We start from the raw sequence: 20,554 nt of genomic DNA, 5'->3' as shown, positions 1-20,554 counted from the left end.
CTCGCCACAAGGGCGAGCATGACGGTGTCGAGGCGTGGGCCCTCAGACCGCAGTCTTCTTGATCGCGTCCAGCACGTCGCTGCCGTACTTGCCGACAAACTCCTTCTCGACCTCGGCGGTGACGACCTTGGCGAAGGAATCGCGATCGGGATTCTCGACCGCCTGCATGCCGGCCTTCTTCAGCGCGTCGAGGCTCGAGCCTTCCGTGTCCTCGTTCATCTTGCGCTGGATGCCGGCGCATTCGAGGGCGATCGAGGCGAGCAGTTGCTGGATGTCGGCCGGCATCGCGTCGAACTTGCCCTTGTTCATCACGACCGGGCCGGTGGTGAAGGCGTGGCGCGTCAGCGAGAGATGCTTCTGCACCTCGTTGAACTTGGCGTTGAGGATCAGCGTAACCGGGTTCTCCTGGCCGTCGACCGTGCCGGTCTCCAGCGCGGTGAAGAGCTCGGTGAAGGCCATTGGCGTCGGGATGGCGCCGAGCAGCTGGAAGGCCTTGATATGGGCCGGGTTCGGCGTGGTGCGGATCTTCAGGCCTTTGAGGTCGTTGGCGGTCGCGACCGGGCGGCGGTTGTTGGTGAGGTTGCGCCAGCCGATCTCCCAGGTGGCGAGCGCCTTCAGGTTCGAGCCTTCGAGTTCCTTGCGCAGGCCATCGCCGATCGGGCCGTCCATCACGGCCGCCGCGTGCTTGCGGCTCTGGATCAGGAAGGGCAGGTCGAGCACGTTGAGCTTGGGCGCGAGGCCGGTGAAGAACGGGTTGCCGGTCAGGCAGATGTCGAGCGAACCGCCGCGCACCGCGCTGATCGTCTGCGCGTCCGAGCCGAGCGCGCCGTTCGGGAAGACCTGGACCTCGTAGCGGCCCTGGCTCTTGGCCTTGACCTGCTCGGCGAAGAGCAGCGCCGCCTTGTGCCAGCTGTCGGCCTCCGGATGCGGGTGGGCGAAGCGCAATTTCGTCGCCTGCGCCAGGGCCGGGCGGCCGATGGCGAAAAGGGCGATGCCGGCGCTCGCGCCGGCGAGGGCAGTCCTGCGGGTGATGGTCATGAGCGTCTCCTCCCTGTGTTGTCGTATGGGCGGGCGCGGTCAGCGCCCGTAGAGCCAGCGCGCCGGGACCGTGACGATTTCGGGCACGAAGATCAGCAGCAGCAGCACGGCGAGCTGCGCCAGCAGGAACGGCATGACGCCGCGAATGACCTTGTCCATCGGGATGCGGCCGACGGCGCAGACGACGTTCAGCACCGTGCCGACCGGCGGGGTCAGAAGGCCGATCGCGTTGTTGATGATGAACATCACGCCGAAATAGACCGGGTCGATGCCGGCCTGCTTGACGATCGGCATCAGCACCGGCGTCAGGATCAGCACGGTCGGGATGAAATCGAGCGCCGTGCCGACGACGACGACGAGGAACATCATCGCCAGCATCAGCAGCGTCTTGTTGTCGATCAACGGGCCGAGCAGGCTGGAGACCTGTGCCGGAATGTCGGCGATGGTGATCAGCCAGGCCGAAACCATCGCCGCCGCGACCAGGAACATCACGGCCGCCGAGGTCTTCAGCGCCGCGAGCAAGGCCGGGCGCAGATCCTCCAGCTTCAGTTCGCGATAGATGAAGCCGCCGACGAAGGCGGCATAGACCGCGGCGACCACTGCCGCTTCCGTCGGAGTGAACATGCCGGCTTTCATGCCGCCGATGATCAGGACGGGCAGGCCGAGCGCCCAGAGCCCGTCGATCACCGCATGCCCGATCTCGCGAATACTGGCTCTCTGGACGCGGGCGGCCGGCTCGTCGCGGGCGACGATGTACCAGGTGATCAGCAGCGCGAGGCCCATCAGGATGCCGGGCACGATGCCGGCGATGAACAGCCGCGTGATCGAGACGCCGGCGGCGACGCCGAAGACGACGAAGCCGATCGAGGGCGGGATCACCGGGGCGATGATGCCGCCAGCCGAGATCAGCCCGGCGGCGCGCGGCAGGTTGTAGCCGGCCTGCTTCATCATCGGCAGCAGGATCGCAGCGAGCGCGGCGGTGTCGGCGACGGCCGAGCCGGAAATGCTCGCCATGACCAGCGCCGCCAGCACCGCGACATAGCCGAGCCCGCCGCGGACATGGCCGACCAGCGTCACCGCCAGCGCGATGATCCGGCGCGACAGGCCGCCGGCATTCATCAGCTCGCCGGCGAGCATGAAGAAGGGCACCGCCATCAGCGGGAAGGAATCGGCGCCGCCGATCAGGTTCTGCGCCAGGATCTGCGAGTCGAAGGTGCCGAGCTGCAGCATCAGCGCGACGCCGCAGACCAGCAGCGCCATCGCGATCGGCATGCCGAGAGCCATCGCCCCGATCAGCGAGCCCAGGAAGATGAAGACGGTCACGAGCGCTTCTCCGCCGCCTGCTGGTTCTCGAAGGCGGTGAGCTCTTCCGATTCCGCCCCGACGACCAGTTCGTCATCCGGCATGCGGCCGGTCAGGAGCCGCGCCAGCGCGATCAGGTTGAGCGCGCCGATGCCGATGCCGCCGACGAGCCCGGCGAGATAGGTCACCGCGACGGGCACCCCGGTGACCGGCTGGTGGTTCTCGATATTGATCACGCCCTGCTGCCAGCAGCCGACGACCAACATGCCCATGCAGAGCAGCGAGAGCGCCTCGACTGCGAGCCGGCACCACCAGCGGCCATTGCGGCCGAGCATGGTGACGACGGTGGTCATGCCGAGATGCTGGCCCTCCTTCGCCACCAGGAAGGCACCGCCGAAGGTCAGCCAGACGAAGATCAGACGCGACAATTCCTCCGAGGAGATGATGCCGGAGCTGAAGGCATAGCGCAGCACGACGTTGCCGAAGACCATCGCGATCATCACGACAAAGCCGGCGATCAGCACGTCCTCGGTCAGGCGCAGGAGCAGGGCGCGCAATCTCATGGTGTCGCTCCGTTGCCAGCGAGCCCGTACCAGCGCGCGGCGTTGTCGTGGAACAGTGCGAGGCGTTCGATCGCCGGCCGCTCGCTGACCGCCGCCTTGAACACGTCGAAGATCGTGCCGAACGAGGCGCAGAGGCTGTCGACCGGGAAATTGCTCGCAAAAGCGCAGCGTTCGGCGCTGAAGGCCGAGATTACGCCCTCGATCACCGGTGCCTGCAGCTCAAGCGTCCAGGCCTGCCCGGGCACGCCGATGCCGGAGATCTTGGCGACGACATTGGGCTCGCGCGCCAGCCGTTCCAGCGCAGCCTGCCAGGCTGAAAGGCCCTCGGGGCCGCGATCGGCTGGCAAGCCGGCATGGTTGAGGATGATGGTGGTATCCGGGAAATCGCGAGCGAGCTCGGCGGCCTCACCCAGATGCCACCAGGGCGTCTGCAGGTCGAAGCTGAGCCCGGCGCCCGCCAGCAGGGCATAGCCGTCGCGCCACTTTTGATCACGCATCGAGCCCGGCGCGGCGAAATTCGGCCGATAATCCGCGCGGGGTAGGGCCTTGGGCTTGTGCCGGACGCTGCGGACCAGCGGCATCTCGCTATAGGCCGCGACGACCTCGCCGACATCGTCGCGATCGAGCCAGATCTGGCCGATCGCAGCACTCGGCAGGTCGTGCTCGCGCGCGACCTCGGAAGCCCAGCGCATTTCGCCGATCGGATCGCGCGGGTCCCATTCGCCTTCCATCAGCACGCTGCCGACGACGAGATGACCAGTGGTGGCGCGGCGATAATCGGCCGGCATGAAGTCGCGCTTGATCGCACTGTAGTCGCCATAGCGGAAGGCGACAGGATGGTCGCTCAGCCAAGGGTGATAATTGCGGGCGAGGTCGAAGAAATGGTGGTGGGCGTCGATGATCGGCAGGTCGTCATCGGCGCCGGAGGCGAGGAAGCGGGCGCGCTGGTCGGAGCTGGCCACCATGGCTCAGCTCCGCTGCGGCGGAAGGCAGATGTGGTTCGGGCTGTACCCGGCCGGTCCGGTGCTCGCGCCCATCATCCCCTGCCTCCCGATCGTTTCCTCAGCGGTCGCCCGCCGCGATTAGTTCTATCTGAGTGTTGTATGCTGCATACAGAATGTTGACGCAGAGTCAAAGCGCGCCGGGGTTGAACAGCGCATCCTGCTCGCGGCGCAGGCGAACCAGGGTCGTGCTTTCGTCGAGCGCGATGTCGGCGCAGGTGACCACCGCGCCGCGGGCGACCTTGCGCACCACCGTTCGGCCAGCGGTGAGGTAATAGGGGACGGGCTCGCTCGGCCCGAGCGGACGGGCCGGCGTCAGTTGCGGCTCCAGCCCCTCGATGACATGGCGATAGCCCATGGTCAGCGTCTCGCCGGGCTCGAGGTCGCGGCTCGCCCGCGCCGTCAGGTCGACACGCGGCAGCACCTCCGCGCCGCCGGTCGACTGGCCGAGCAGGGCGGCCGAGAGCGCCGACATCGGCGCCTCCGCCCCGAGCAGGTGCACAGGATTGTGCAGCAGGACGTAGCGGCCATCCGGCGAGCAGGGGATGCCCTTGCCGGCAAAGAGCTTGCCGGTGGCGAGGTCAGGCGTCTCGGCGATGACGAAGACGCCGCCGGCGAAGGAGAGCTCGTCCGGCCGTCGCAAGCAGTTGAACATGTCGACCCGGCTCGTGCCGGCGAGCAGGCCGCCCTCGGCCGCCGGGCGGAACAGGCTCGGCAGCTCGGTGGTGCGAGCGATCGGTGCATGCATCGCGGCCACGTCCGGCATCAGCCCGGTATGGTTGGCGACGATGCCCATCTCGCAGAGATCGGGCACGGTGGCGCGCGGGAAGGGCAGCTTGGCGCGGGCGTCGAGCAGGCTGAGCGGATCGTTGCCGAGCTTGCCGAAGGCCGCCGCGAAATCGGCGGCCGGAACGGCCTTTTCCCAGGCCGTGACCGTGCCGGCCTCGGAATCCCAGACGAAATCGGATTCAGACGACTTCCCGGCGGCGACAATCGGCAGCCCGAGCATGCGGGCCCAGCCGATCAGGCCGATCAGCAGGCTCGGCTGGTCGCCGTCGACCGGAGTATGCACGACGCCCTTCAGCTTGGCGCGATGCGCCAGGATCGGGCCGATGATGCATTCGGCTTCCTTGGTCACCATGACGAGATGGCGGCCGGCCTCGATCGCGGCGAGCGCGGTCATCGCCGCGCCTTCCGGGTCTCCGGTCGCCTCGACGACGACATCGACGGGCAGGCCTTCGAGATGGGCGGCATCGCCGATCAGCGCGACCAGCCCGCGATCGAGTGCCGCCTTGGCCTCGGTGCCGCTATGGCAGTCGACGATCTCGCTCTCGTCGAGCCCGCCGGCGAGCGCGGCCTTTCGGGCGCGGCCGATGTCGAGGTCGCAGACGACGCGCGGCTCGATATGCGGCGCGCGGCGGGCCTGGCCGATGAAGCTCGCGCCGAACTCGCCGGCGCCGACCAAAGCAGCGGAGATGACGCGATCGGGCGCGCTGGGCTTCAGCGCGAACAGGTTCTCGATGTTCACTGGTGTCGCTTTCGTTCGAGCTGGGCAGGGCGGCGGCCGTCAGACGGCCAGGCCCTCGATGGCGTAGATGCGGGCAGGGGCGCCGTCGGCGTTCGGGATCAGCAGCGGCGCCGCCGAGAACAGGTTGCGCGGCGCCGTCAGCTTGCTGGTGTTGACGACGTATTCGATCAGCGTGACGCCATGGCTGAGCAGGACATGGTGTGTCACATGCTCGGGCTTTGGCACCTCCTTGCCTTCGAGCAGGAGCCGGATCGGGTAGTCCTGCGGGAAGTCGAAAGCGACGGCGCTCGGCTTGCGCTGCGCCAGCCACTGCGCCGCCTCAAGCGTCAGCCAGGGTGCTTCAGTCCAGAAGCTCTTGTCGTTGTAATCGCGCCGGTCGTTCCACTGCGTCGCCAGCAGCAGGATCTCGCCATCGGCCCCGCCGGGATCGGCGGCGGCGAGATGCTCGGGGCCGATCGGCTGATTGGCCGGGCGCGCGCTCAGATCGAGGACTCGGCAGGGGCCGACCACCTGGCTGAGCGGCGTCGCCTCAATCGTCGGCGCTCCGGCGACGAAATGCGCGGCAGCGTCGACATGCGAGAAGCCATGGCAGGGCCCGTTGATCTTCGAGACCCGGAACTGGTCGCCCGCCGCGATGTCGCCCTTGATCGAAAGCTCCACCGGCCAGCGGAAATGCGGCGCGATCGGCATGGAAAGGTCGACAATGTGCATGGCGCTGTCCGGATTGCGGAAAGGGACGCCGGCAACCCGGCGGCTCCGTTCTAGAGGCCGAAATTCTTGTATGCAAGAATTTTTCGACAGCGGAGCGGCCACGCGATATACAGAGCGTCATGGATAGTCCGGCCGACACGACCCCGCTCGCAGCGCTTCTCGCCAAGGTTCCACAGCCCGAGCCGGGCCGGCGCAAGGGCGCCCTGCACGGCAGCACGGTTGCGCAATTGCGTAATCTGATCGTCACGGGCGCGCTCGCGCCGGGAGCGAAGCTGAACGAGCGCGAGCTCTGCCTCCAGCTCGGCGTCTCGCGCACGCCGGTGCGCGAGGCGATCAAAACATTGACGCAGGACGGTTTGCTGCGCGCGCTGCCGAACAAGTCGTCCGTCGTCGCCGAGCTCGATGTCGGCGAGATCGAGGCGCTGATCGATGTCGTCTCGACGATCGAGGGCTTGGCCGGCGAGCTCGCCGCAGCGCGCGCCACCGATGAGGCCGTCGCCGAGATCGGCATGCTGCACTACCGGATGATGCTGCATCACACCCGCGACGAGCTGCCGGGCTATTTCGAGGCCAACAAAGCCTTCCATCGCCGGATCGTCGAGCTCGCCGGCAATCCGGTCCTGCTCTGGATCTGGGAGTTGCTGGCGCTCCGGGTCGACCGCGCCCGCTATTCATCCAATCTCTGGCCGAAGCGCTGGAAGATGGCGATCCAGGAGCATGAGCAGATCCTGGCGGCGCTGACCGCCGGGGATGCCGCACTGGCGAGCCAGCGCCTGCGCGAGCATGTCCGCAACGGCTTGTCAGGGCTCGTCGCGGCGCTGAAAGAGAGGGGTGAGGCCGCCAAACCGGGCAGCGCCTGATCGCAGGTCAGTGAGAGGGCTGCCCAACCTCCGGCAGCAGCTTCAGCACCGCGATCGCGTCGAGTTCGCTATCGCCCTGCGCGACCAGCATCCGATAAAGCGTCGTCGCCTGCGCGACCATCGGCATGGCCAGATGCTGCTCGCGCCCGGCCTCCATCAGCATTTCCAGGTCCTTCAGCACCTGCCGGGCATAGCCCTTCGGCGCGAAGTCGCGCGCGACCATGCGGGGCATCATCGCCTGCAGCACCGCCGAATTGCCGAGGCCGGGTGCCAGCGCGGCCGGGATCTTGCCGGCGTCGACGCCATAGGCTTCGGCCAGCCGCAGCGATTCCGCCACGACCACGTAGTTGGTCAGGCACAGTGCCTGGTTGACCAGCTTGGTCGCCTGGCCGGCGCCGACCGCGCCCATATGGGTAAAGAGACCGAGGCTCTCCGCCAATGGCCGCACCGCGGCGATCATCTCGGGCGCGCCGCCGGCCATGATCGCGAGCTTGCCCGCTTCCGCCGCCGGTGGGCCGCCGGAGACCGGCGCGTCGATGAAGCCGATGCCGGCCCCCGCCAGCGCCGCTGCAAGCGCCTTGGTCACGCCGATCTCGGTCGTCGAGAAGTCGATGACGATGGCGCCTAGCGGCAGCTTCGCCGAGAGGATGCCGCCGTCGCCGCTGACCACAGCCTGCACCGCCTTGGTCGTGGTCACCGCGATGCAGACGGGATTGGCGCGCTCGGCCACCTCGGCAGGCGAGGCGGCGAGGACGACGCCGAGCGCTTCGGCTTCGGCCCGCCGGGCCGGGTCGAGATCGTAGCCGACGACCTTGCGGCCGGTCGCGAGCAGGCGCTTGCAGAAGCCCGCGCCCATCAAGCCGAGGCCGATGAAGCCGATGGTCTCGCTCATCTGCCTTGCCAGTTCGGCGTGCGCTTGCCGAGGAAGGCTTCCATGCCCTCACGGAAATCGGCGCTGGTATAGCAGAGGGTGACGAGGTCATCGCCATCGACGTGGGCACTCGCCGCCGCCGTGAGACGGCGCAGCGCTTCCTTGGTGGCGCGCATGGTCAGCGGCGCGTGGCCGCGGATCGTCTCCGCCAGCTCCTTCACCCGCGCCATCAGCGCGGCATGGTCGGCGACGAGCTCGTTGTAGAGGCCGATGCGATGGCCTTCCTCGGCCTCGACCAGCCTTGCGGTGAAGATGATGTCCTTGACGCGGGCCGGGCCGAGCAGGCTGGCGAGCCGGGCATAGTTCGCCATCGACAGGCAGTTGCCGAGCGTGCGCGCCACCGGGAAGCCGAAGCGGGCCGACTGCGTAGCGATCCTGAGGTCGCAGGCGCAGGCGATCGCCGCGCCGCCACCGGTGACCGCGCCGGCGATCGCTGCAATCGTCGGCACCGGGCAGCTCTCGATCGTGGTGATCACCCGCTCGATCCGGTTCTCATAGGCGAGGGCGTCCTCGGCCGTCTTGAACTCGCGGAACTGCGAGATGTCAGTGCCGGCGGCAAAGGCCTTTTCGCCGGCGCCCGTTACCACGAAAACCTTCGGCGCGCCGTGCTTCTCGGGATTGCCGAGGATCTCGGCCAGCCCTTCATACATGGCGAAGGTCAGGGCATTGCGCGCCTGCGGCCGGTTGAGCGTGACCGTGCCGACGCCATCGGCGACGTCGTAGAGGATTTCGTCGTTCATCGGATACCTTTCAGATCGCGCCTTCGGCCTTGAGGCTGGCAATGGCCGCCTCGTCGAAGCCGAGCTCGGTGAGGATTTCGAGGTTGTGGTCGCCGGCGTCCGGCGTCGGCGTCGCGATGCTGGACGGCGTACGCGACAGGCTGACCGGCTCGCCGACGACGCGGATCTCGCCGAGCTTGGGATGCCGGACCGGCTGCGCGATGCCAAGGTGCTGCACCTGCGGATCATCGAACACGGCATCGACCGCATAGATCGGCCCAGCCGGCACGGAGGCCTTCTCGCAGGCCTCGAGCCAATAGGCGCTGTCCTGCGTCGACATGATCTCCTCGAGCAGCGCGCGCAGTTCCGGCCGCGCCGCGAAGCGCTTCTCCATATTGTCATAGCGCGGATCGGTCGCGAGCTCGGGCCGGCCGAGCGCGCCGCAGAAGGAGCGCCAGTGCCCCTCGGCGCCGACGCCGAGATTGATATGGCCGTCGCGCGTCGCATAGACGCCCATCGGCGTCGCGTAGGGGTGGTCGTTGCCGGCCTGCGGCGGCACCTTGCCCTCGACCAGATAGCGCGCGACCTGAAAGTCCATCATGCCGATCTGCGCTTCGAGCAGCGAGGTCTGCACCCACTGACCCTTGCCGGAGACGGCGCGCTCCTGCAGCGCCACCAGCGCGCCGATCGCGCCATAGAGCCCGGCGGCGGAATCGGCGACGGCGATGCCGGCACGCACCGGCCCCTGGCCGGGCAGGCCGGTGACCGACATCATCCCGCCCATGCCCTGGGCGATCTGGTCGAAGCCGGCGCGCAGCCGATAGGGGCCGCTCTGGCCGAAGCCCGAGATCGAGACCAGGATCAGGCGCGGGTTGAGTGCATGGAGCGTCTCGAAATCGAGGCCGAGCCGCTCCTTCACATCCGGCCGGAAGTTCTCGACCAGGAGATCGGCATCGGCGATCAGCTTGCGCAGGATCGCCTTGGCCGGTTCCTTTTTCAGGTTGAGCGTCAGAGAGCGCTTGTTCCGGTGAAGGTTCTGCATGTCGTAGCCATGCCGAGGCCCGCTCATGTTCTCATTGGGATCGATACCCGGCGGGCTTTCGATCTTGATCACGTCAGCGCCGAAATCGGCGAAGATGCGGGCGCAGGTCGGCCCGGCGCGTACGCGCGTCAGATCGAGCACGCGCAGGGCTTCGAGGGCGGTCGACGGCTTCGGGCGAGGCATGATGATCCGGATGCGTCACAAGGGCCGCGACTATCCCGTCATCGTCCCGGGGCGTCAATCTTTAGCTTCATCTTGCATGCAAGATCGGCAGATGAGCCATGCGCCAGCCGGACGACGGGAGGTGGCGAGCAGCGGAAAATCGGCGTTGACCTCCGGCGGAAAGCCCTGCGAGCTTGGCGGGACAGCGTCGGCAACGGACGCGGAAGCCCGGAGGATGACGATGACGGTGGTCGCACTGTTCGGTGCCGGCGGCAAGATGGGCATGCGCCTCGGCCGCAATCTCGCCCGCTCGCGCTTCGAGACCCGCCATGTCGAGATCAGCCCGGCGGGCCGGGATCGCATCCGCGAAGCTTTCGGTGCGGACTGCGTCGATCCGGACTCGGCGATCGAGAGAGCCGACGTCGTGATTCTCGCGGTGCCGGATACCGCCGTCGGGGTGGTCGCGGCCGGCCTCGTACCGAAGCTCGCGGCCGGGACGATCGTCGTCATCCTCGACGCCGCGGCACCGCATGCCGGCCATCTCCCCGAGCGCGCCGACATCACCTATTTCGTTACCCATCCCTGCCATCCGCCGATCTTCAACGACGAGACCGAGGCGGCGGCGCGCGCCGACCATTTCGGCGGCATCGCGGCCAAGCAGCACATCGTCAACGCGCTGATGCAGGGGCCTGAGGCGCACTACGCCCTCGGCGAGGAAGTCGCGCGGGCGATCTGGGCGCCGGTGATGCGCTCGCACCGCGTCACCGTCGAGCAGATGGCGATCCTGGAGCCCGGCCTCTCGGAAACCGTCTGCGCCACCTTGCTCGACGCGATGCGCGAGGCGATGGAGGAGGCGATCGCCCGCGGCGTGCCGCGCGAGGCGGCGCGCGACTTCCTGCTCGGCCATATGAACATCCTGGCGGCGGTCACCTTCGGCGAGGTCCAGGGCGTGTTCTCGGACGCCTGCAACAAGGCGATCGTCTTCGGCAAGGAAACGATCCTCCGGCCGGACTGGAAACGCCTGTTCGAGCCGCAGGAGATCGCGGACAGCGTCCGGCGCATCACCTAGAGGTTGTGCGGTGAGGCTTCGGCAGCATTCGAAGGCATGTTATGGCTGCTTCGCCGGCTCGGCTGGCATGCCTGCGGAGACAAAAAATGAGCGCCATCAGCGAGAAGCCGGACACGACTGTCGATGACGCTGCCCAACTGCGCGCGCTCGTCGGCGAAGTGCACCCGCTGGCCGAGAAGAAGGTGCTCGACCGGCTCGACCGGTTTTGCCGCGATTTCATCGCGCTATCGCCCTTCCTCGTGCTGGCCAGCGCCGACAGCGAGGGCAGGGCGGATGCCAGTCCGCGCGGTGACGGACCGGGCTTCGTCCAGGTGCTCGACGAGCGGACGTTGCTGATCCCCGACCGGCGCGGCAACAACCGGGTCGATTCCCTCGGCAATGTGCTGAGTGCGCCCGGTGTCGGCCTGGTCTTCTTCGTGCCGGGCATCAATGAGACGCTGCGCGTCAACGGCAGGGCCCGGATGACCACCGACGCCGCTCTGCTCCAACCCCTGGCGATGCAGGACAAGGCGCCGAAGCTCGGCCTGATCGTCGAGGTCGACGAAGCCTACTTCCATTGCGGCAAGGCGCTGATCCGCTCGAAGCTCTGGGCGCAAGGATCGCAGGTCGAGCGCGCCAGCTTCCCGACGCTCGGTCGCATCGTCGCCGAGCAGACCAGGGCGATCGACGCCGTCCAGGCCGACGCCACCATGGAAGAAGGCTACCGCACGCGGCTCTATTGAGCGCTGCGCAACCGCGGAGGGCCGACCTTGTCGAAGGCTGACCAGTCCCTGCCCGAGATGCGCTTCAGCTTCCGGCTCGACTTCACGCCGGGCGGGCGTCTCGGTCCCGGCAAGGTGCAACTCCTGGAGGCGATCGGCGAGACCGGCTCGATCTCCGCTGCCGGCCGCTCGATGAAGATGTCCTATCGCCGTGCCTGGCTGCTGGTCGACGATCTCAACCGCATCTTCCGCTCACCATTGGTCGAGGCCCAGCCTGGCGGAGCGAAGGGCGGCGGCGCGCATCTGACGCCGCTCGGCCGCGAGATCGTCGCGAACTATCGCGCCATCGAGGCGAAGGCGCTGGAGGCAGGGGCGGCGGAGATCTCTGCGCTGCGTGCGGCAGTCTCGCCGAAGGCTCCAGTGCGCGCGCCCGGCGAGAAGGCCTGAACCCTCACGGCGTATCGATCGAGACGCTCTTGATCACCGCATAGACCGGGCCGCCGGGCACCAGCCGCAATTGCTCGGCCGACTTCACGGTGAGGCGGGCGAGAAGGCCGACGCCATCGCAGTCGAGCCTGACTTCCAGCGCGCCACCATCGCCGTGAGGCGCCCCGATCGCCGAGACCCGTCCGGGCAAGACGTTGAGCGCGCTGATCCCGTCGAGCGGCTTCAGGCTCAGCATCACGTCGCTGGCGAGGATGCGCACACGCAGCGCCGTCCCTTCCGGCACCTTGCGCCGAGCGATCTGTAAAGGCCCCGCCGCGGTCTCCAGGACCGTCAGGCCGTGCTCCGGCTCATGGCGCAGCACGCGCGCCTCGAGGATCGCGCCGGCCTCCGCCGAGGTGGACAGGACCGGAACGTCGGGGCGCGACATCAATTCGGCGGTGGGCCCGCTCATCGAGACCTTGCCCTGCTCGAGGATGACGAGATGGGTGGCGAGCCGGGCCACCTCGGCGATGGAATGCGAGACATAGACGATCGGGATCCCGAAGCCGTCGCGCAGGCGCTCGATGTAAGGCAGGATCTCGGCCTTGCGTTGCTCGTCCAGCGAGGCGAGCGGCTCGTCCATCAGCAGCAGCCGAGGCTTGGCCAGCAGCGCCCGGCCGATCGCGACGCGCTGCTTCTCGCCGCCGGAGAGCCCGCCGGGCTGCCGTTCAAGCAGATGGCCGATGCCGAGCAGGTCGAGCACGTCGTCGAGCGTGCTGCCGCCATCATCGGCCTTGGGCGCGAACCAGCGGCCATAGAGCAGGTTCTGCCTGACGGAGAGATGCGGGAATAGCCGTGCTTCCTGGAAGACGTAGCCGATGCGGCGCTTATGCTTCGGCACGAAGATGCCGGCTGCGCTGTCGACCATCACCCGCCCGTCGATGACGACGCGGCCGGCTTGCGGCCGGATCAGGCCCGAGATCACGTTGACCAGCGAAGTCTTGCCCGAGCCGGAGCGGCCGAACAGCGCCGTCAGGCGCCCGTCCGAGGTGAAGCTTGCATCGAGCGTGAAGGCGCCCAGCCGGTGCGCCACGGAAACTTCGATAATGGCGCTCATTCGACGGCGATCCGCCGGCCGACCAATCGCGCCAGGAACTCCGAAGCGAACAATGCCGCGACCGAGATAGCGATCGAGATCAGGGTCAGCCGCATCGCCCCGGCATCGCCATTGGGCACCTGCGTGAACGTGTAGATCGCCGAGGGCAGGGTCTGCGTCTCGCCGGGGATGTTGGAGACAAAGGTGATGGTCGCACCGAACTCGCCCATCGCCTTGGCGAAGCACAGGATCATCCCGGCGAGGATGCCGGGCAGCGCGAGCGGCAGCGTCACGGTCAGGAACACCCAGAACGGACCGGCGCCGAGCGTTCCGGCCGCATCCTCGAGCTTGCGGTCGATCGCCTCGATCGAAAGCCGGATCGCCCGGACCATCAGCGGAAAGCCCATCACCGCGCAGGCCAGCGCCGCCCCCGTCCAGCGGAAGGACAGGACGATGCCGAACCAGTCATAGAGGAACTGGCCGATCGGCCCACGACGGCCAAAGCCGATCAGCAGGAGATAGCCGGTGACGACCGGCGGCAGGATCAGCGGCAGGTGGATGACGGCGTCGAGCAGCGACTTGCCCCAGAAGCGCCCGCGTGCCAGCAGCCAGGCGATCGCGAGCCCCAAGGGGAGGCTCGCGAGCATGGCGGTGGTGGCGACGATCAGGCTGAGGCGGACGGCCGTCCACTCCTCCGGGGACAGCCAGTCGCTCACGATGAGGAAGCGGGCTTGTTCAGGACCGTGAAGCCCTGCTTCTCGAAGCTGGCCTTGGCGCCGTTGCCGCGCAGATAGATAAGGAAGCCCTGCGCGTCGGGATTGGCCGAATCCTTGGTGATGGCGACCGGATACACGATCGGCGGATGGGTGTCCTCAGGGAAGGTCGCGATCACCTTGACCTTCGGATCGGCGGCGGCGTCGGTGGTGTAGACGATGCCGAGCGGCGCTTCGCCGCGCGAGACCAGCAGAAGCGCGGCGCGGACATTGTCGGCCTGCGCGATCTTGTCCTTGACCTTGTCCCAGCCGCCGAGCTTCTCCAGCGCCGCCTTGCCGTATTTGCCGGCCGGTACGGAATCGACATTGCCCATGGCGAGCCGGCTCTGGCCGAGTGCGGCGGAGAGGTCGATGCCCGGCGCCAGGGTTACCGTGGTCTTGGCGTCGGACGGCGCAATCAGCGCGATCCGGTTGGCGAGCAGGCTGACCCGGCTCTCCTTGACGATCAGGTTCTTCTGCTGGGCGTAGTCCATCCAGTCGAGATCGGCCGAGAGGAAGAGGTCCGCTGGCGCGCCCTGTTCGAGCTGCTTCGCCAGCGCGTTGCTCGCCGCATAAGAAATCTTCGGCGCCGGCTTGCCGCTTTCCTTGACCCAGTTGGCCGCGGCCTCGTCGAGCGCGGTCTTCAGGCTCGCGGCGGCGAAGACCACCAGCTCCTTGCTCTGGGCGAGGGCCGGGCCGGTGAAGGAAGAGACGCCGATCAGCAGCGCGGCCGTGAACCCCAGGAAGCCGAAGCCCGCGTTTCGACGGTTCGATGACATGACGGCGCTCGCTGCGGTTGCTGTCGCTATGTGCAGCCGAATATAACGGCGCGCGACCAAAGGTCGAGTCCGCCCGGTGCGGACTTGGCGAGGACGTCAGATCGGGCAGACCAGACTGAAGATTTCCGCCCGCAACCAGCTCAAGGGCACCATCGTCGAGATCGTGAAGGGCTCGATCACCGCCCATGTGAAGCTCGATCTCGGCGGCGCCATCGTCTCTCGGCGATCACCAATGCCGCGGTCGACGAGCTCAAGCTCGCAGTCGGGCGACAGGCCTATGCCGTGGTGAAGACTTCCGACGTGATGATCGCGATCGATTGATCGTTGCGTGGCCGATGCCGGCCGCGCTAGCCTTCCCGCAAAAGAAAAAGGCCCACGCCGGAGCGCAGGCCCAAGTCTAGGGAGGAAACGCCCAAGGAGGGCGCCGCAACATCGCTGCTGCGGTGCACAAGAGATAGGGCGCTTCGGGCCGGCCTGCAAGAGGGAAGGGACAGCAGGGCTGACCTTAATTTGTGCAAGATGCGATTTTTCGCGCCGTTCGGGCGAAGTGGCGGATAAGGGACAGATGCCTGGGACGAAACGACGCGGGGCGAACGTTTGCCGAAATGGATTTTCGGCGCTGCTGATCACTTTGGCAGTGAGCGCGGGCGGGACTGCCGGTGCTCAGGTTCCGCCATCTTTGGCAGAGGTGTCAGCCTATGACGGGCTGCACCTGTCGGCTTATCGTGGCGATCTTGCAGCCCTCCGGCAGGCCATCGCGACCGGCCGCGGCCTCGAAACCCGCGACGGCGAGGGCCGCACCGCACTGCTGGCCGCCGCCCATGCCCGCCAGCGCGAGGCGATGCAGGAGCTCGCCAAGGCGGGAGCCGATCCGCGCGCGCTCGACAACCGCGCCTATGACGCGATCACCATCGCGGCGGTCGCTGACGATATCGAGACCATGCGCACTGCGCTCGCCATCGGTGGCGACCCGCGCGCCATCACCAGCCCCTATCTCGGCACGGCTCTGATCGCGGCCGCTCATCTCGGCCATGACGGCGTGGTGCGCGAACTGATCGCGGCCGGCGCGCCGCTCGACCATGTCAACAATCTCGGTTGGACCGCCCTGATCGAGGCGGTGATCCTCGGTAATGGCGGGCCGCGCCATGTCGAGACGGTGAGGGCACTGGTCGGGGCAGGTGCACGGCGCGACCTCGCCGATCGCGATGGTGTAACCCCGCTCGATCATGCCCGCCGCCGCGGCTACGCGGCGATGGTCGCGCTGCTGCAGTAGTCAGGCGGGGAAATCCGGCGCCGGCAGGCTCGCGACCAGCGCGCTAAGCCCGTCACTGTAGCGCTGGCGCAAATCGGCCCAGTAGGGATGGTGGCTGTCGTATTTGGCGAGATGCTTGGTCGAGAAGCTGTCGGCCTCGTAGCGCAAGAGGTCGATCGGCGGTGCGACCGAGAGGTTCGACCGCACCGTCGCATCGAAGGACAGCAGAGCGAGCTTGGCCGCCTCGTCGAGGCCGCTGGCCTCCTGCAGCGCCCGGTCGAGGATCGGTTTGCCGTATTTTGTCTCGCCGAGCTGCAGGAACTGCGTGCGCCCGGAGGCCTCGACGAAATTGCCTGCCGAATAGACCTGGAAGAGGCGATGCGGCTCGCCGGCGATCTGGCCGGCGACGATGAAGGAGCCGTTCGGATCGCCATAGGGTTCGACGAAGCTGCGATTGAGCCGCAGCACCTCGCGCAGCACGCCGCCGACGATCTGCGCCACGTCGAACATGGTCCGCGCCGCCAGGATGTCGCGGTTCTCGCCGCCTGCGGCGCTATCCTGCTTATGGCGGGTGTATTGCCTGATCATCGTGATCACGGCCTGCGTCGTCGCCAGGTTTCCGGCCGAGAGGATCGCGATCACGCGCTCGCCCGGTACCTCGAACAGAGCGAGCTTCTTCACCACCGCGATCTGGTCGACGCCGGCGCTGGAGCGCGAATCGGAGGCGAGGATCAGGCCCGACGGCAGCAGGATCCCGAGGCAATAGGTCATGCGTGGCTCCCCGGCACGGGCGGCAGCATGCGCAGGGGCAGGGACTTTGCCAAGCTCTCTCCGCCGCGATTGCGGCAGGGTCGGACGAATGCCAAGGTCACCTTGACTAGGCCGTGGCGGAGTTCGGACATGCGCAACCTGTCGGACATCGTCGCGAGCGTTCATGCCGACATGGCCGAGCATATCGGCGCCGGCAAGGTCGCCGACTACATCCCGGCCTTGTCGCGGGTTGATCCGCGCCGTTTCGGGCTCGCCGTCGTCACCTGCTCCGGCGAGCATGCGCAGGCAGGCGACGCCAATGTCCCGTTCTCGATCCAGAGCATCTCCAAGGTCTTCACCCTGACGCTGGCACTGGAGCGGGTCGGTGCCCGGCTCTGGCACCGGGTCGGGCGCGAGCCGTCGGGCTCGCCTTTCAATTCCATCGTCCAGCTCGAGCAGGAGCGCGGCGTGCCGCGCAACCCGTTCATCAATGCCGGAGCGCTGGTCGTCACCGATGCGCTGCTGACCGGCCGGACCCCGAGGAAGACGTCGGCCGAAATCCTCGCCTTCCTGCGCAAATGCTCGGGCGATCGTGCGGTCGCGATCGACCAGGAAGTGGCGGGCTCGGAAGCACAGACCGGCTTCCGCAATGCCAGCCTCGCCAATTTCATCCGCGCCTTCGGCAATCTGAAGAATCCGGTCGCCGAGGTGCTCGACGTCTATTTCCATCAATGCGCGCTGAGCCTGAGCTGCGTCCAGCTCGCCCGCGCCGGTCTCTTCCTCGCCGGTGACGGCGTCGATCCCTTGACCGGCGCCGTCGTTTGCCGCCCGGCGCGGGCGCGCCGCGTCAAGGCGCTGATGATGACCTGCGGCCATTACGACGCGTCCGGCGAATTCGCCTTCAAGGTCGGCCTGCCCGGCAAGAGCGGTGTCGGCGGCGGCATTCTCGCCATCGTGCCGAAGCAGGCGGCGATCGCGGTCTGGTCGCCAGGCCTCAACGCCGCCGGCACCTCGCATGTCGGTGCGCTCGCGCTCGAACGCCTGGTCGAGCGCACCGGCTGGTCGGTTTTCTGAAGCTTCAGCCCTTCGCCGGCCCGGTCGCGATGGGACGGTCGCTCGCGCCCCATTCCGACCAGGAGCCGTCATAGACGGCGCGGGTCGGCTTGCCGATCGATTCCAGCGCCGTCGACAGGATCACGGCGGAGACGCCCGAGCCGCACGTCGTCATCACCGGCCGGTCGAGATCGACGCCGGCATCCTTGAAGGCGGCGAGGATGGCTTCGGGCGATTTGAGCTTGCCGTCCGCCACCAGCGCCGAGGAGGGAAGATTGAGAGAGCCGGGAATGTGGCCGGAGCGCAGGCCGGCGCGCGGCTCCGGCGCTTCGCCTCGGAAGCGGTCGGCGGCGCGCGCATCGACGACCTGGGCCGAATTGCTCGCGATGGCGCGCTCGATGTCATGGGCGTCGGCGACGGCGGAATGGTCTAGCCTGGCGGTGAAGCTGCGCGGCGCCCGCGGCCGTGGCGGGCCGTCCTCGACCGGCCGGCCCTCGGCCAGCCATTGCGGCAGGCCGCCATCGAGGATGACGACGTCCTTGGCGCCGAAGGTACGGAACGTCCAGCGCACGCGCGGCGCCGAGAACAGGCCGAGCCCATCGTAGACGACGATACGCATGCCGTCGCCGATGCCCATGGCGCCGACCGCGGCGGCGAAGGCGTCCGGCCGCGGCAGCATGTGCGGCAGGCTCGAGCTCTTGTCCTTGACCGCGTCGATGTCGAAGCGCACTGCGCCAGGAATCCGCTGCTGCGCATATTCAGCGTCAGCATCGCGGTTCTGAGCCGGCAGGTAGTACGAGCCGTCGAGCACGACGATGTCGGGGGCGTCGAGCCGCTCGGCCAGCCATTGCGTGGAGACGAAGATGTCGTTGCGGGCCATGCGCGGGTCCTCGAAAGAGTCTGTTTTCATAATGTTATGGCGGAAAGCTCAAGCCAGTGTCCCGATTCTGAAATTCGCCACTGCCAGATATCAAGCGCGGAGCGAATTTCAGAATCATAGGGGACACGGGCAACTCATAGGTTTTCTAGTGTCGTTTTTTGATTTCGAAGTTCGCGCTTCACTTGATATCGAACGAAAGCGAACTTCGAGATCACGACACTAGCGCGATGCGCACGCGCCGGTTCTGCTTGCCCTTCTTCTCGACGTCGGTGACCACGACCGCGCCGATCTCGGCGGTGTTGCGCACATGCGTGCCGCCGCAGGGCTGCAGGTCGATGCCCTCGATCGAGACCAGCCGGACTCGCCCCGAGCCGCGTGGCGGCTTGACCGACATGGTCTTGACCAGGCCGGGATTGGCATCGAGCTCCTCGTCGGTGATCCAGCGCTCGCTGATCGCGGCGTTCTTGGCCACCAATGCGCCGAGCTTCTCGGTCAACTCCGCCTTGTCGAGACCGCCCTCGGGAATGTCGAAATCGAGCCGGCCGTCGCCGCTATCGCCGATCGCGCCACCGGTGACCGGATAGGGCAGGACAACGCTGAGCAGATGCAGCGCGGTGTGGATGCGCATGCGTTTCAGCCGGCGTTCCCAGTCGAGCTTCGCCGTCACGGTCTCGCCGACAGCGGGCGTGCCTTGGCCTTCAAGCGGGACATGCAGGATGCGGCTCTTGTCCTCGGGATTGTAGATCGCCGTGCCGATCGTGATCTCGGTGCCGTCGCTGCGGACGAGGATGCCGGCATCGCCCGGCTGGCCGCCACCGGTGGCGTAGAATACGGTCCTGTCGAGCTCGATGCCGCCGCGCTCGTTGATCGCGACGACGGTCGCGGGCGTCTCGGTGAGATAGGCGTCGTCTCGGAACAGCAATTCGGTCGGCATCGCGATCTCCTTCATCGCCCGAGGTTATCGCAGGCGCGGACGGTGCGGAAAAGATGGTGGGTAGCCAGGCGGAGATGCCGCTGGCAGGGCTTCCGCTGCGGCCTCCGCATCACTAGGGTCCGGCCAGGACTGCCGCGGCATGGAGGCCCGAACGCAACATGACCCCGCCGCGCATGCAGCCCAAGGACGGCATCGCCTGGGTGACCGGGGCGAGTTCGGGGATCGGCGCGGCCGTGGCCCTGGAGCTGGCGCGCCGCGGCTGGACGGTCGCGGCGACTGCGCGCCGGCTCGACAAGCTCGAGGCGCTGGCGCTCGGAGCAGACGGGTTGCCGGGGCGGATCGTCGCCCATGTCGGTGATGTCGTCGATCCCGCCGCGATGGCGGCGGTGGTCGAAGGCATCGAGAGCGTGCATGGGCCGATCGCGCTCGCCTTCCTCAATGCCGGCATCGCACCGCGCAATGGGCCGGGCCTGATCGACGTCGCGGCCTTCGAGCAGGTTTTCGCGGTCAATCTCATCGGTGTCGTGCGTGGTGCCGCCGCAGTCGCCGAACGCATGGCCTCGCGCGGCAAGGGCCAGATCGCGGTCAATGCCTCGCTGGCGGGCTATCGCGGCCTGCCGGGCGCAGCGGCCTACGGCGCTTCCAAGGCCGCCGCGATCCATCTTTGCGAAGCATTGAGGTTCGATTGCGAGCGGCAAGGCATCCGCCTGCAGCTGGTCAACCCCGGTTTCGTCGACACGGCGATGACCAAGCGCAACAGCTTTCCGATGCCGTTCATGCTGACGCTCGATGAAGCGGCGACGCGGGTCGTCGACGGCTTCGCCCGCGGCGGCTTCGAAGTCGCCTTTCCGCGCCGACTTGCCTGGCTGATGAAGGCGCTGCGGCTGCTGCCCTATCCGGTCTATTTCTGGATGGTGCGCAGACTGGCCGGAGAGCATCGCGGCGGCCGGCGTGACGGCGCGGTCTGACCGCAGAAGATTCCTGACCCAATGGCTTGCGCCAGGA

22 protein-coding genes and 1 pseudogene are annotated in these 20,554 nt (G+C 67.6%); 8 read left to right on the top strand and 15 right to left on the bottom strand.

Annotated elements, in window-relative coordinates; translation table 11 throughout:
• Positions 1 to 42: 42 nt before the first annotated feature.
• The 6 genes from V7S63_RS03300 to V7S63_RS03275 form a co-directional block, all read right to left on the bottom strand.
• Complete coding sequence (locus V7S63_RS03300) at positions 43 to 1,038, bottom strand: TRAP transporter substrate-binding protein (protein WP_336529186.1); 996 nt, start codon at positions 1,036 to 1,038, stop codon at positions 43 to 45.
• Positions 1,039 to 1,077: 39 nt separating this feature from the next.
• Positions 1,078 to 2,361, bottom strand: coding sequence for a TRAP transporter large permease subunit (locus V7S63_RS03295; protein WP_091829739.1), 1,284 nt, complete (start codon positions 2,359 to 2,361; stop codon positions 1,078 to 1,080).
• Positions 2,358 to 2,903, bottom strand: coding sequence for a TRAP transporter small permease (locus V7S63_RS03290; RefSeq protein ID WP_199777325.1), 546 nt, complete (start codon positions 2,901 to 2,903; stop codon positions 2,358 to 2,360). Before V7S63_RS03290 ends, V7S63_RS03295 begins: the two co-directional genes overlap by 4 nt.
• Positions 2,900 to 3,868 carry an amidohydrolase family protein gene (locus V7S63_RS03285; protein WP_336529185.1) on the bottom strand — a complete coding sequence of 323 codons (969 nt, stop codon included), beginning with the start codon at positions 3,866 to 3,868 and terminating at the stop codon, positions 2,900 to 2,902. The genes V7S63_RS03290 and V7S63_RS03285 overlap by 4 nt, the downstream gene beginning before the upstream one ends.
• 166 nt (positions 3,869 to 4,034) lie before the next feature.
• Positions 4,035 to 5,432 carry a flagellar biosynthesis protein FlgA gene (locus tag V7S63_RS03280; RefSeq protein WP_336529184.1) on the bottom strand — a complete coding sequence of 466 codons (1,398 nt, stop codon included), beginning with the start codon at positions 5,430 to 5,432 and terminating at the stop codon, positions 4,035 to 4,037.
• 39 nt (positions 5,433 to 5,471) lie between these two features.
• Positions 5,472 to 6,143, bottom strand: a complete 672-nt coding sequence (locus V7S63_RS03275; protein WP_091829730.1) for a cyclase family protein — start codon at positions 6,141 to 6,143, stop codon at positions 5,472 to 5,474.
• A gap of 119 nt (positions 6,144 to 6,262) precedes the next feature.
• Here V7S63_RS03275 and V7S63_RS03270 point away from each other — a divergent pair, with 119 nt between their 5' ends.
• Positions 6,263 to 7,003: a GntR family transcriptional regulator gene (locus tag V7S63_RS03270; protein ID WP_091829729.1), complete on the top strand. Its 741-nt coding sequence runs from the start codon at positions 6,263 to 6,265 to the stop codon at positions 7,001 to 7,003.
• Positions 7,004 to 7,010: 7 nt separating this feature from the next.
• Here the strand turns inward: V7S63_RS03270 and V7S63_RS03265 are convergent, their stop codons facing one another.
• The 3 genes from V7S63_RS03265 to V7S63_RS03255 are packed head-to-tail and all read right to left on the bottom strand — an operon-like array spanning position 7,011 to position 9,878.
• On the bottom strand, positions 7,011 to 7,895 hold the full coding sequence (locus V7S63_RS03265) for an NAD(P)-dependent oxidoreductase (protein ID WP_336529183.1): 885 nt from the start codon (positions 7,893 to 7,895) through the stop codon (positions 7,011 to 7,013).
• Positions 7,892 to 8,674, bottom strand: a complete 783-nt coding sequence (locus V7S63_RS03260; RefSeq protein ID WP_336529182.1) for an enoyl-CoA hydratase/isomerase family protein — start codon at positions 8,672 to 8,674, stop codon at positions 7,892 to 7,894. Before V7S63_RS03260 ends, V7S63_RS03265 begins: the two co-directional genes overlap by 4 nt.
• Before the next feature lie 10 nt (positions 8,675 to 8,684).
• A complete protein-coding gene (locus V7S63_RS03255) occupies positions 8,685 to 9,878 on the bottom strand; it encodes a CaiB/BaiF CoA transferase family protein (protein WP_336529181.1) in 1,194 nt (397 codons plus the stop codon).
• Between the two features lie 220 nt (positions 9,879 to 10,098).
• Between V7S63_RS03255 and V7S63_RS03250 the strand changes: the two genes are divergently transcribed.
• The 3 genes from V7S63_RS03250 to V7S63_RS03240 all read left to right on the top strand — a co-directional run bounded on the left by V7S63_RS03250 (position 10,099) and on the right by V7S63_RS03240 (position 12,074).
• Positions 10,099 to 10,926 (top strand): phosphogluconate dehydrogenase C-terminal domain-containing protein, encoded by an 828-nt coding sequence (locus V7S63_RS03250; protein ID WP_336529180.1) that lies wholly within the window; start codon positions 10,099 to 10,101, stop codon positions 10,924 to 10,926.
• 86 nt (positions 10,927 to 11,012) lie between these two features.
• The gene (locus V7S63_RS03245) at positions 11,013 to 11,648 is read left to right on the top strand and encodes a pyridoxamine 5'-phosphate oxidase family protein (protein ID WP_100958975.1); all 636 of its coding nucleotides are present in this window, start codon (positions 11,013 to 11,015) and stop codon (positions 11,646 to 11,648) included.
• Between the two features lie 57 nt (positions 11,649 to 11,705).
• Positions 11,706 to 12,074: a winged helix-turn-helix domain-containing protein gene (locus V7S63_RS03240; RefSeq protein WP_336529658.1), complete on the top strand. Its 369-nt coding sequence runs from the start codon at positions 11,706 to 11,708 to the stop codon at positions 12,072 to 12,074.
• Positions 12,075 to 12,078: 4 nt separating this feature from the next.
• Here the strand turns inward: V7S63_RS03240 and modC are convergent, their stop codons facing one another.
• The 3 genes from modC to modA are packed head-to-tail and all read right to left on the bottom strand — an operon-like array spanning position 12,079 to position 14,680.
• Complete coding sequence (gene modC, locus V7S63_RS03235) at positions 12,079 to 13,170, bottom strand: molybdenum ABC transporter ATP-binding protein (protein ID WP_336529179.1); 1,092 nt, start codon at positions 13,168 to 13,170, stop codon at positions 12,079 to 12,081.
• On the bottom strand, positions 13,167 to 13,868 hold the full coding sequence (gene modB, locus V7S63_RS03230; RefSeq protein WP_137880396.1) for a molybdate ABC transporter permease subunit: 702 nt from the start codon (positions 13,866 to 13,868) through the stop codon (positions 13,167 to 13,169). Before modB ends, modC begins: the two co-directional genes overlap by 4 nt.
• Positions 13,862 to 14,680 (bottom strand): molybdate ABC transporter substrate-binding protein, encoded by an 819-nt coding sequence (gene modA, locus V7S63_RS03225; RefSeq protein WP_336529178.1) that lies wholly within the window; start codon positions 14,678 to 14,680, stop codon positions 13,862 to 13,864. Before modA ends, modB begins: the two co-directional genes overlap by 7 nt.
• A gap of 115 nt (positions 14,681 to 14,795) precedes the next feature.
• Between modA and V7S63_RS03220 the strand changes: the two are divergent.
• Together V7S63_RS03220 and V7S63_RS03215 are read left to right on the top strand one after the other, a co-directional pair.
• Positions 14,796 to 15,001: pseudogene (locus V7S63_RS03220) on the top strand (TOBE domain-containing protein).
• Positions 15,002 to 15,368: 367 nt separating this feature from the next.
• Complete coding sequence (locus V7S63_RS03215) at positions 15,369 to 15,953, top strand: ankyrin repeat domain-containing protein (protein WP_248307312.1); 585 nt, start codon at positions 15,369 to 15,371, stop codon at positions 15,951 to 15,953.
• Here the strand turns inward: V7S63_RS03215 and V7S63_RS03210 are convergent, their stop codons facing one another.
• Entirely contained in the window at positions 15,954 to 16,703 is a 750-nt protein-coding gene (locus V7S63_RS03210; RefSeq protein WP_091829711.1) for a proteasome-type protease, read from the bottom strand.
• 129 nt (positions 16,704 to 16,832) lie between these two features.
• Here V7S63_RS03210 and V7S63_RS03205 point away from each other — a divergent pair, with 129 nt between their 5' ends.
• Complete coding sequence (locus tag V7S63_RS03205; protein WP_336529177.1) at positions 16,833 to 17,756, top strand: glutaminase; 924 nt, start codon at positions 16,833 to 16,835, stop codon at positions 17,754 to 17,756.
• 4 nt (positions 17,757 to 17,760) lie between these two features.
• Here V7S63_RS03205 and sseA read toward each other — a convergent pair whose 3' ends face one another.
• Positions 17,761 to 18,615 carry a 3-mercaptopyruvate sulfurtransferase gene (gene sseA / locus V7S63_RS03200; protein ID WP_336529176.1) on the bottom strand — a complete coding sequence of 285 codons (855 nt, stop codon included), beginning with the start codon at positions 18,613 to 18,615 and terminating at the stop codon, positions 17,761 to 17,763.
• Positions 18,616 to 18,826: 211 nt separating this feature from the next.
• The gene (locus V7S63_RS03195; RefSeq protein ID WP_091830563.1) at positions 18,827 to 19,549 is read right to left on the bottom strand and encodes an alanyl-tRNA editing protein; all 723 of its coding nucleotides are present in this window, start codon (positions 19,547 to 19,549) and stop codon (positions 18,827 to 18,829) included.
• Positions 19,550 to 19,707: 158 nt separating this feature from the next.
• Between V7S63_RS03195 and V7S63_RS03190 the strand changes: the two genes are divergently transcribed.
• Positions 19,708 to 20,517 carry an SDR family NAD(P)-dependent oxidoreductase gene (locus tag V7S63_RS03190; protein ID WP_336529175.1) on the top strand — a complete coding sequence of 270 codons (810 nt, stop codon included), beginning with the start codon at positions 19,708 to 19,710 and terminating at the stop codon, positions 20,515 to 20,517.
• Positions 20,518 to 20,554 lie beyond the last annotated feature (37 nt).

Source organism: Allobosea sp. CCNWLY174 (genome assembly GCF_037120455.1).
GTDB classification, from domain to species: domain Bacteria; phylum Pseudomonadota; class Alphaproteobacteria; order Rhizobiales; family Beijerinckiaceae; genus Allobosea; species Allobosea lupini.
This window is presented reverse-complemented; position numbering and strand designations above follow the sequence as displayed.

Coding starts and splice junctions, on each gene's coding strand:
- V7S63_RS03260 (WP_336529182.1), bottom strand. CDS start 8,674: ATGAACGACGAAATCCTCTACGACGTCGCCGATGGCGTCGGCACGGTC.
- modA (WP_336529178.1), bottom strand. CDS start 14,680: ATGTCATCGAACCGTCGAAACGCGGGCTTCGGCTTCCTGGGGTTCACG.
- V7S63_RS03300 (WP_336529186.1), bottom strand. CDS start 1,038: ATGACCATCACCCGCAGGACTGCCCTCGCCGGCGCGAGCGCCGGCATC.
- V7S63_RS03250 (WP_336529180.1), top strand. CDS start 10,099: ATGACGGTGGTCGCACTGTTCGGTGCCGGCGGCAAGATGGGCATGCGC.
- V7S63_RS03290 (WP_199777325.1), bottom strand. CDS start 2,903: ATGAGATTGCGCGCCCTGCTCCTGCGCCTGACCGAGGACGTGCTGATC.
- V7S63_RS03265 (WP_336529183.1), bottom strand. CDS start 7,895: ATGAGCGAGACCATCGGCTTCATCGGCCTCGGCTTGATGGGCGCGGGC.
- V7S63_RS03190 (WP_336529175.1), top strand. CDS start 19,708: ATGACCCCGCCGCGCATGCAGCCCAAGGACGGCATCGCCTGGGTGACC.
- modC (WP_336529179.1), bottom strand. CDS start 13,170: ATGAGCGCCATTATCGAAGTTTCCGTGGCGCACCGGCTGGGCGCCTTC.
- V7S63_RS03285 (WP_336529185.1), bottom strand. CDS start 3,868: ATGGTGGCCAGCTCCGACCAGCGCGCCCGCTTCCTCGCCTCCGGCGCC.
- V7S63_RS03245 (WP_100958975.1), top strand. CDS start 11,013: ATGAGCGCCATCAGCGAGAAGCCGGACACGACTGTCGATGACGCTGCC.
- V7S63_RS03270 (WP_091829729.1), top strand. CDS start 6,263: ATGGATAGTCCGGCCGACACGACCCCGCTCGCAGCGCTTCTCGCCAAG.
- V7S63_RS03210 (WP_091829711.1), bottom strand. CDS start 16,703: ATGACCTATTGCCTCGGGATCCTGCTGCCGTCGGGCCTGATCCTCGCC.
- sseA (WP_336529176.1), bottom strand. CDS start 18,615: ATGGCCCGCAACGACATCTTCGTCTCCACGCAATGGCTGGCCGAGCGG.
- V7S63_RS03240 (WP_336529658.1), top strand. CDS start 11,706: ATGCGCTTCAGCTTCCGGCTCGACTTCACGCCGGGCGGGCGTCTCGGT.
- V7S63_RS03205 (WP_336529177.1), top strand. CDS start 16,833: ATGCGCAACCTGTCGGACATCGTCGCGAGCGTTCATGCCGACATGGCC.
- V7S63_RS03195 (WP_091830563.1), bottom strand. CDS start 19,549: ATGCCGACCGAATTGCTGTTCCGAGACGACGCCTATCTCACCGAGACG.
- V7S63_RS03255 (WP_336529181.1), bottom strand. CDS start 9,878: ATGCCTCGCCCGAAGCCGTCGACCGCCCTCGAAGCCCTGCGCGTGCTC.
- V7S63_RS03275 (WP_091829730.1), bottom strand. CDS start 6,143: ATGCACATTGTCGACCTTTCCATGCCGATCGCGCCGCATTTCCGCTGG.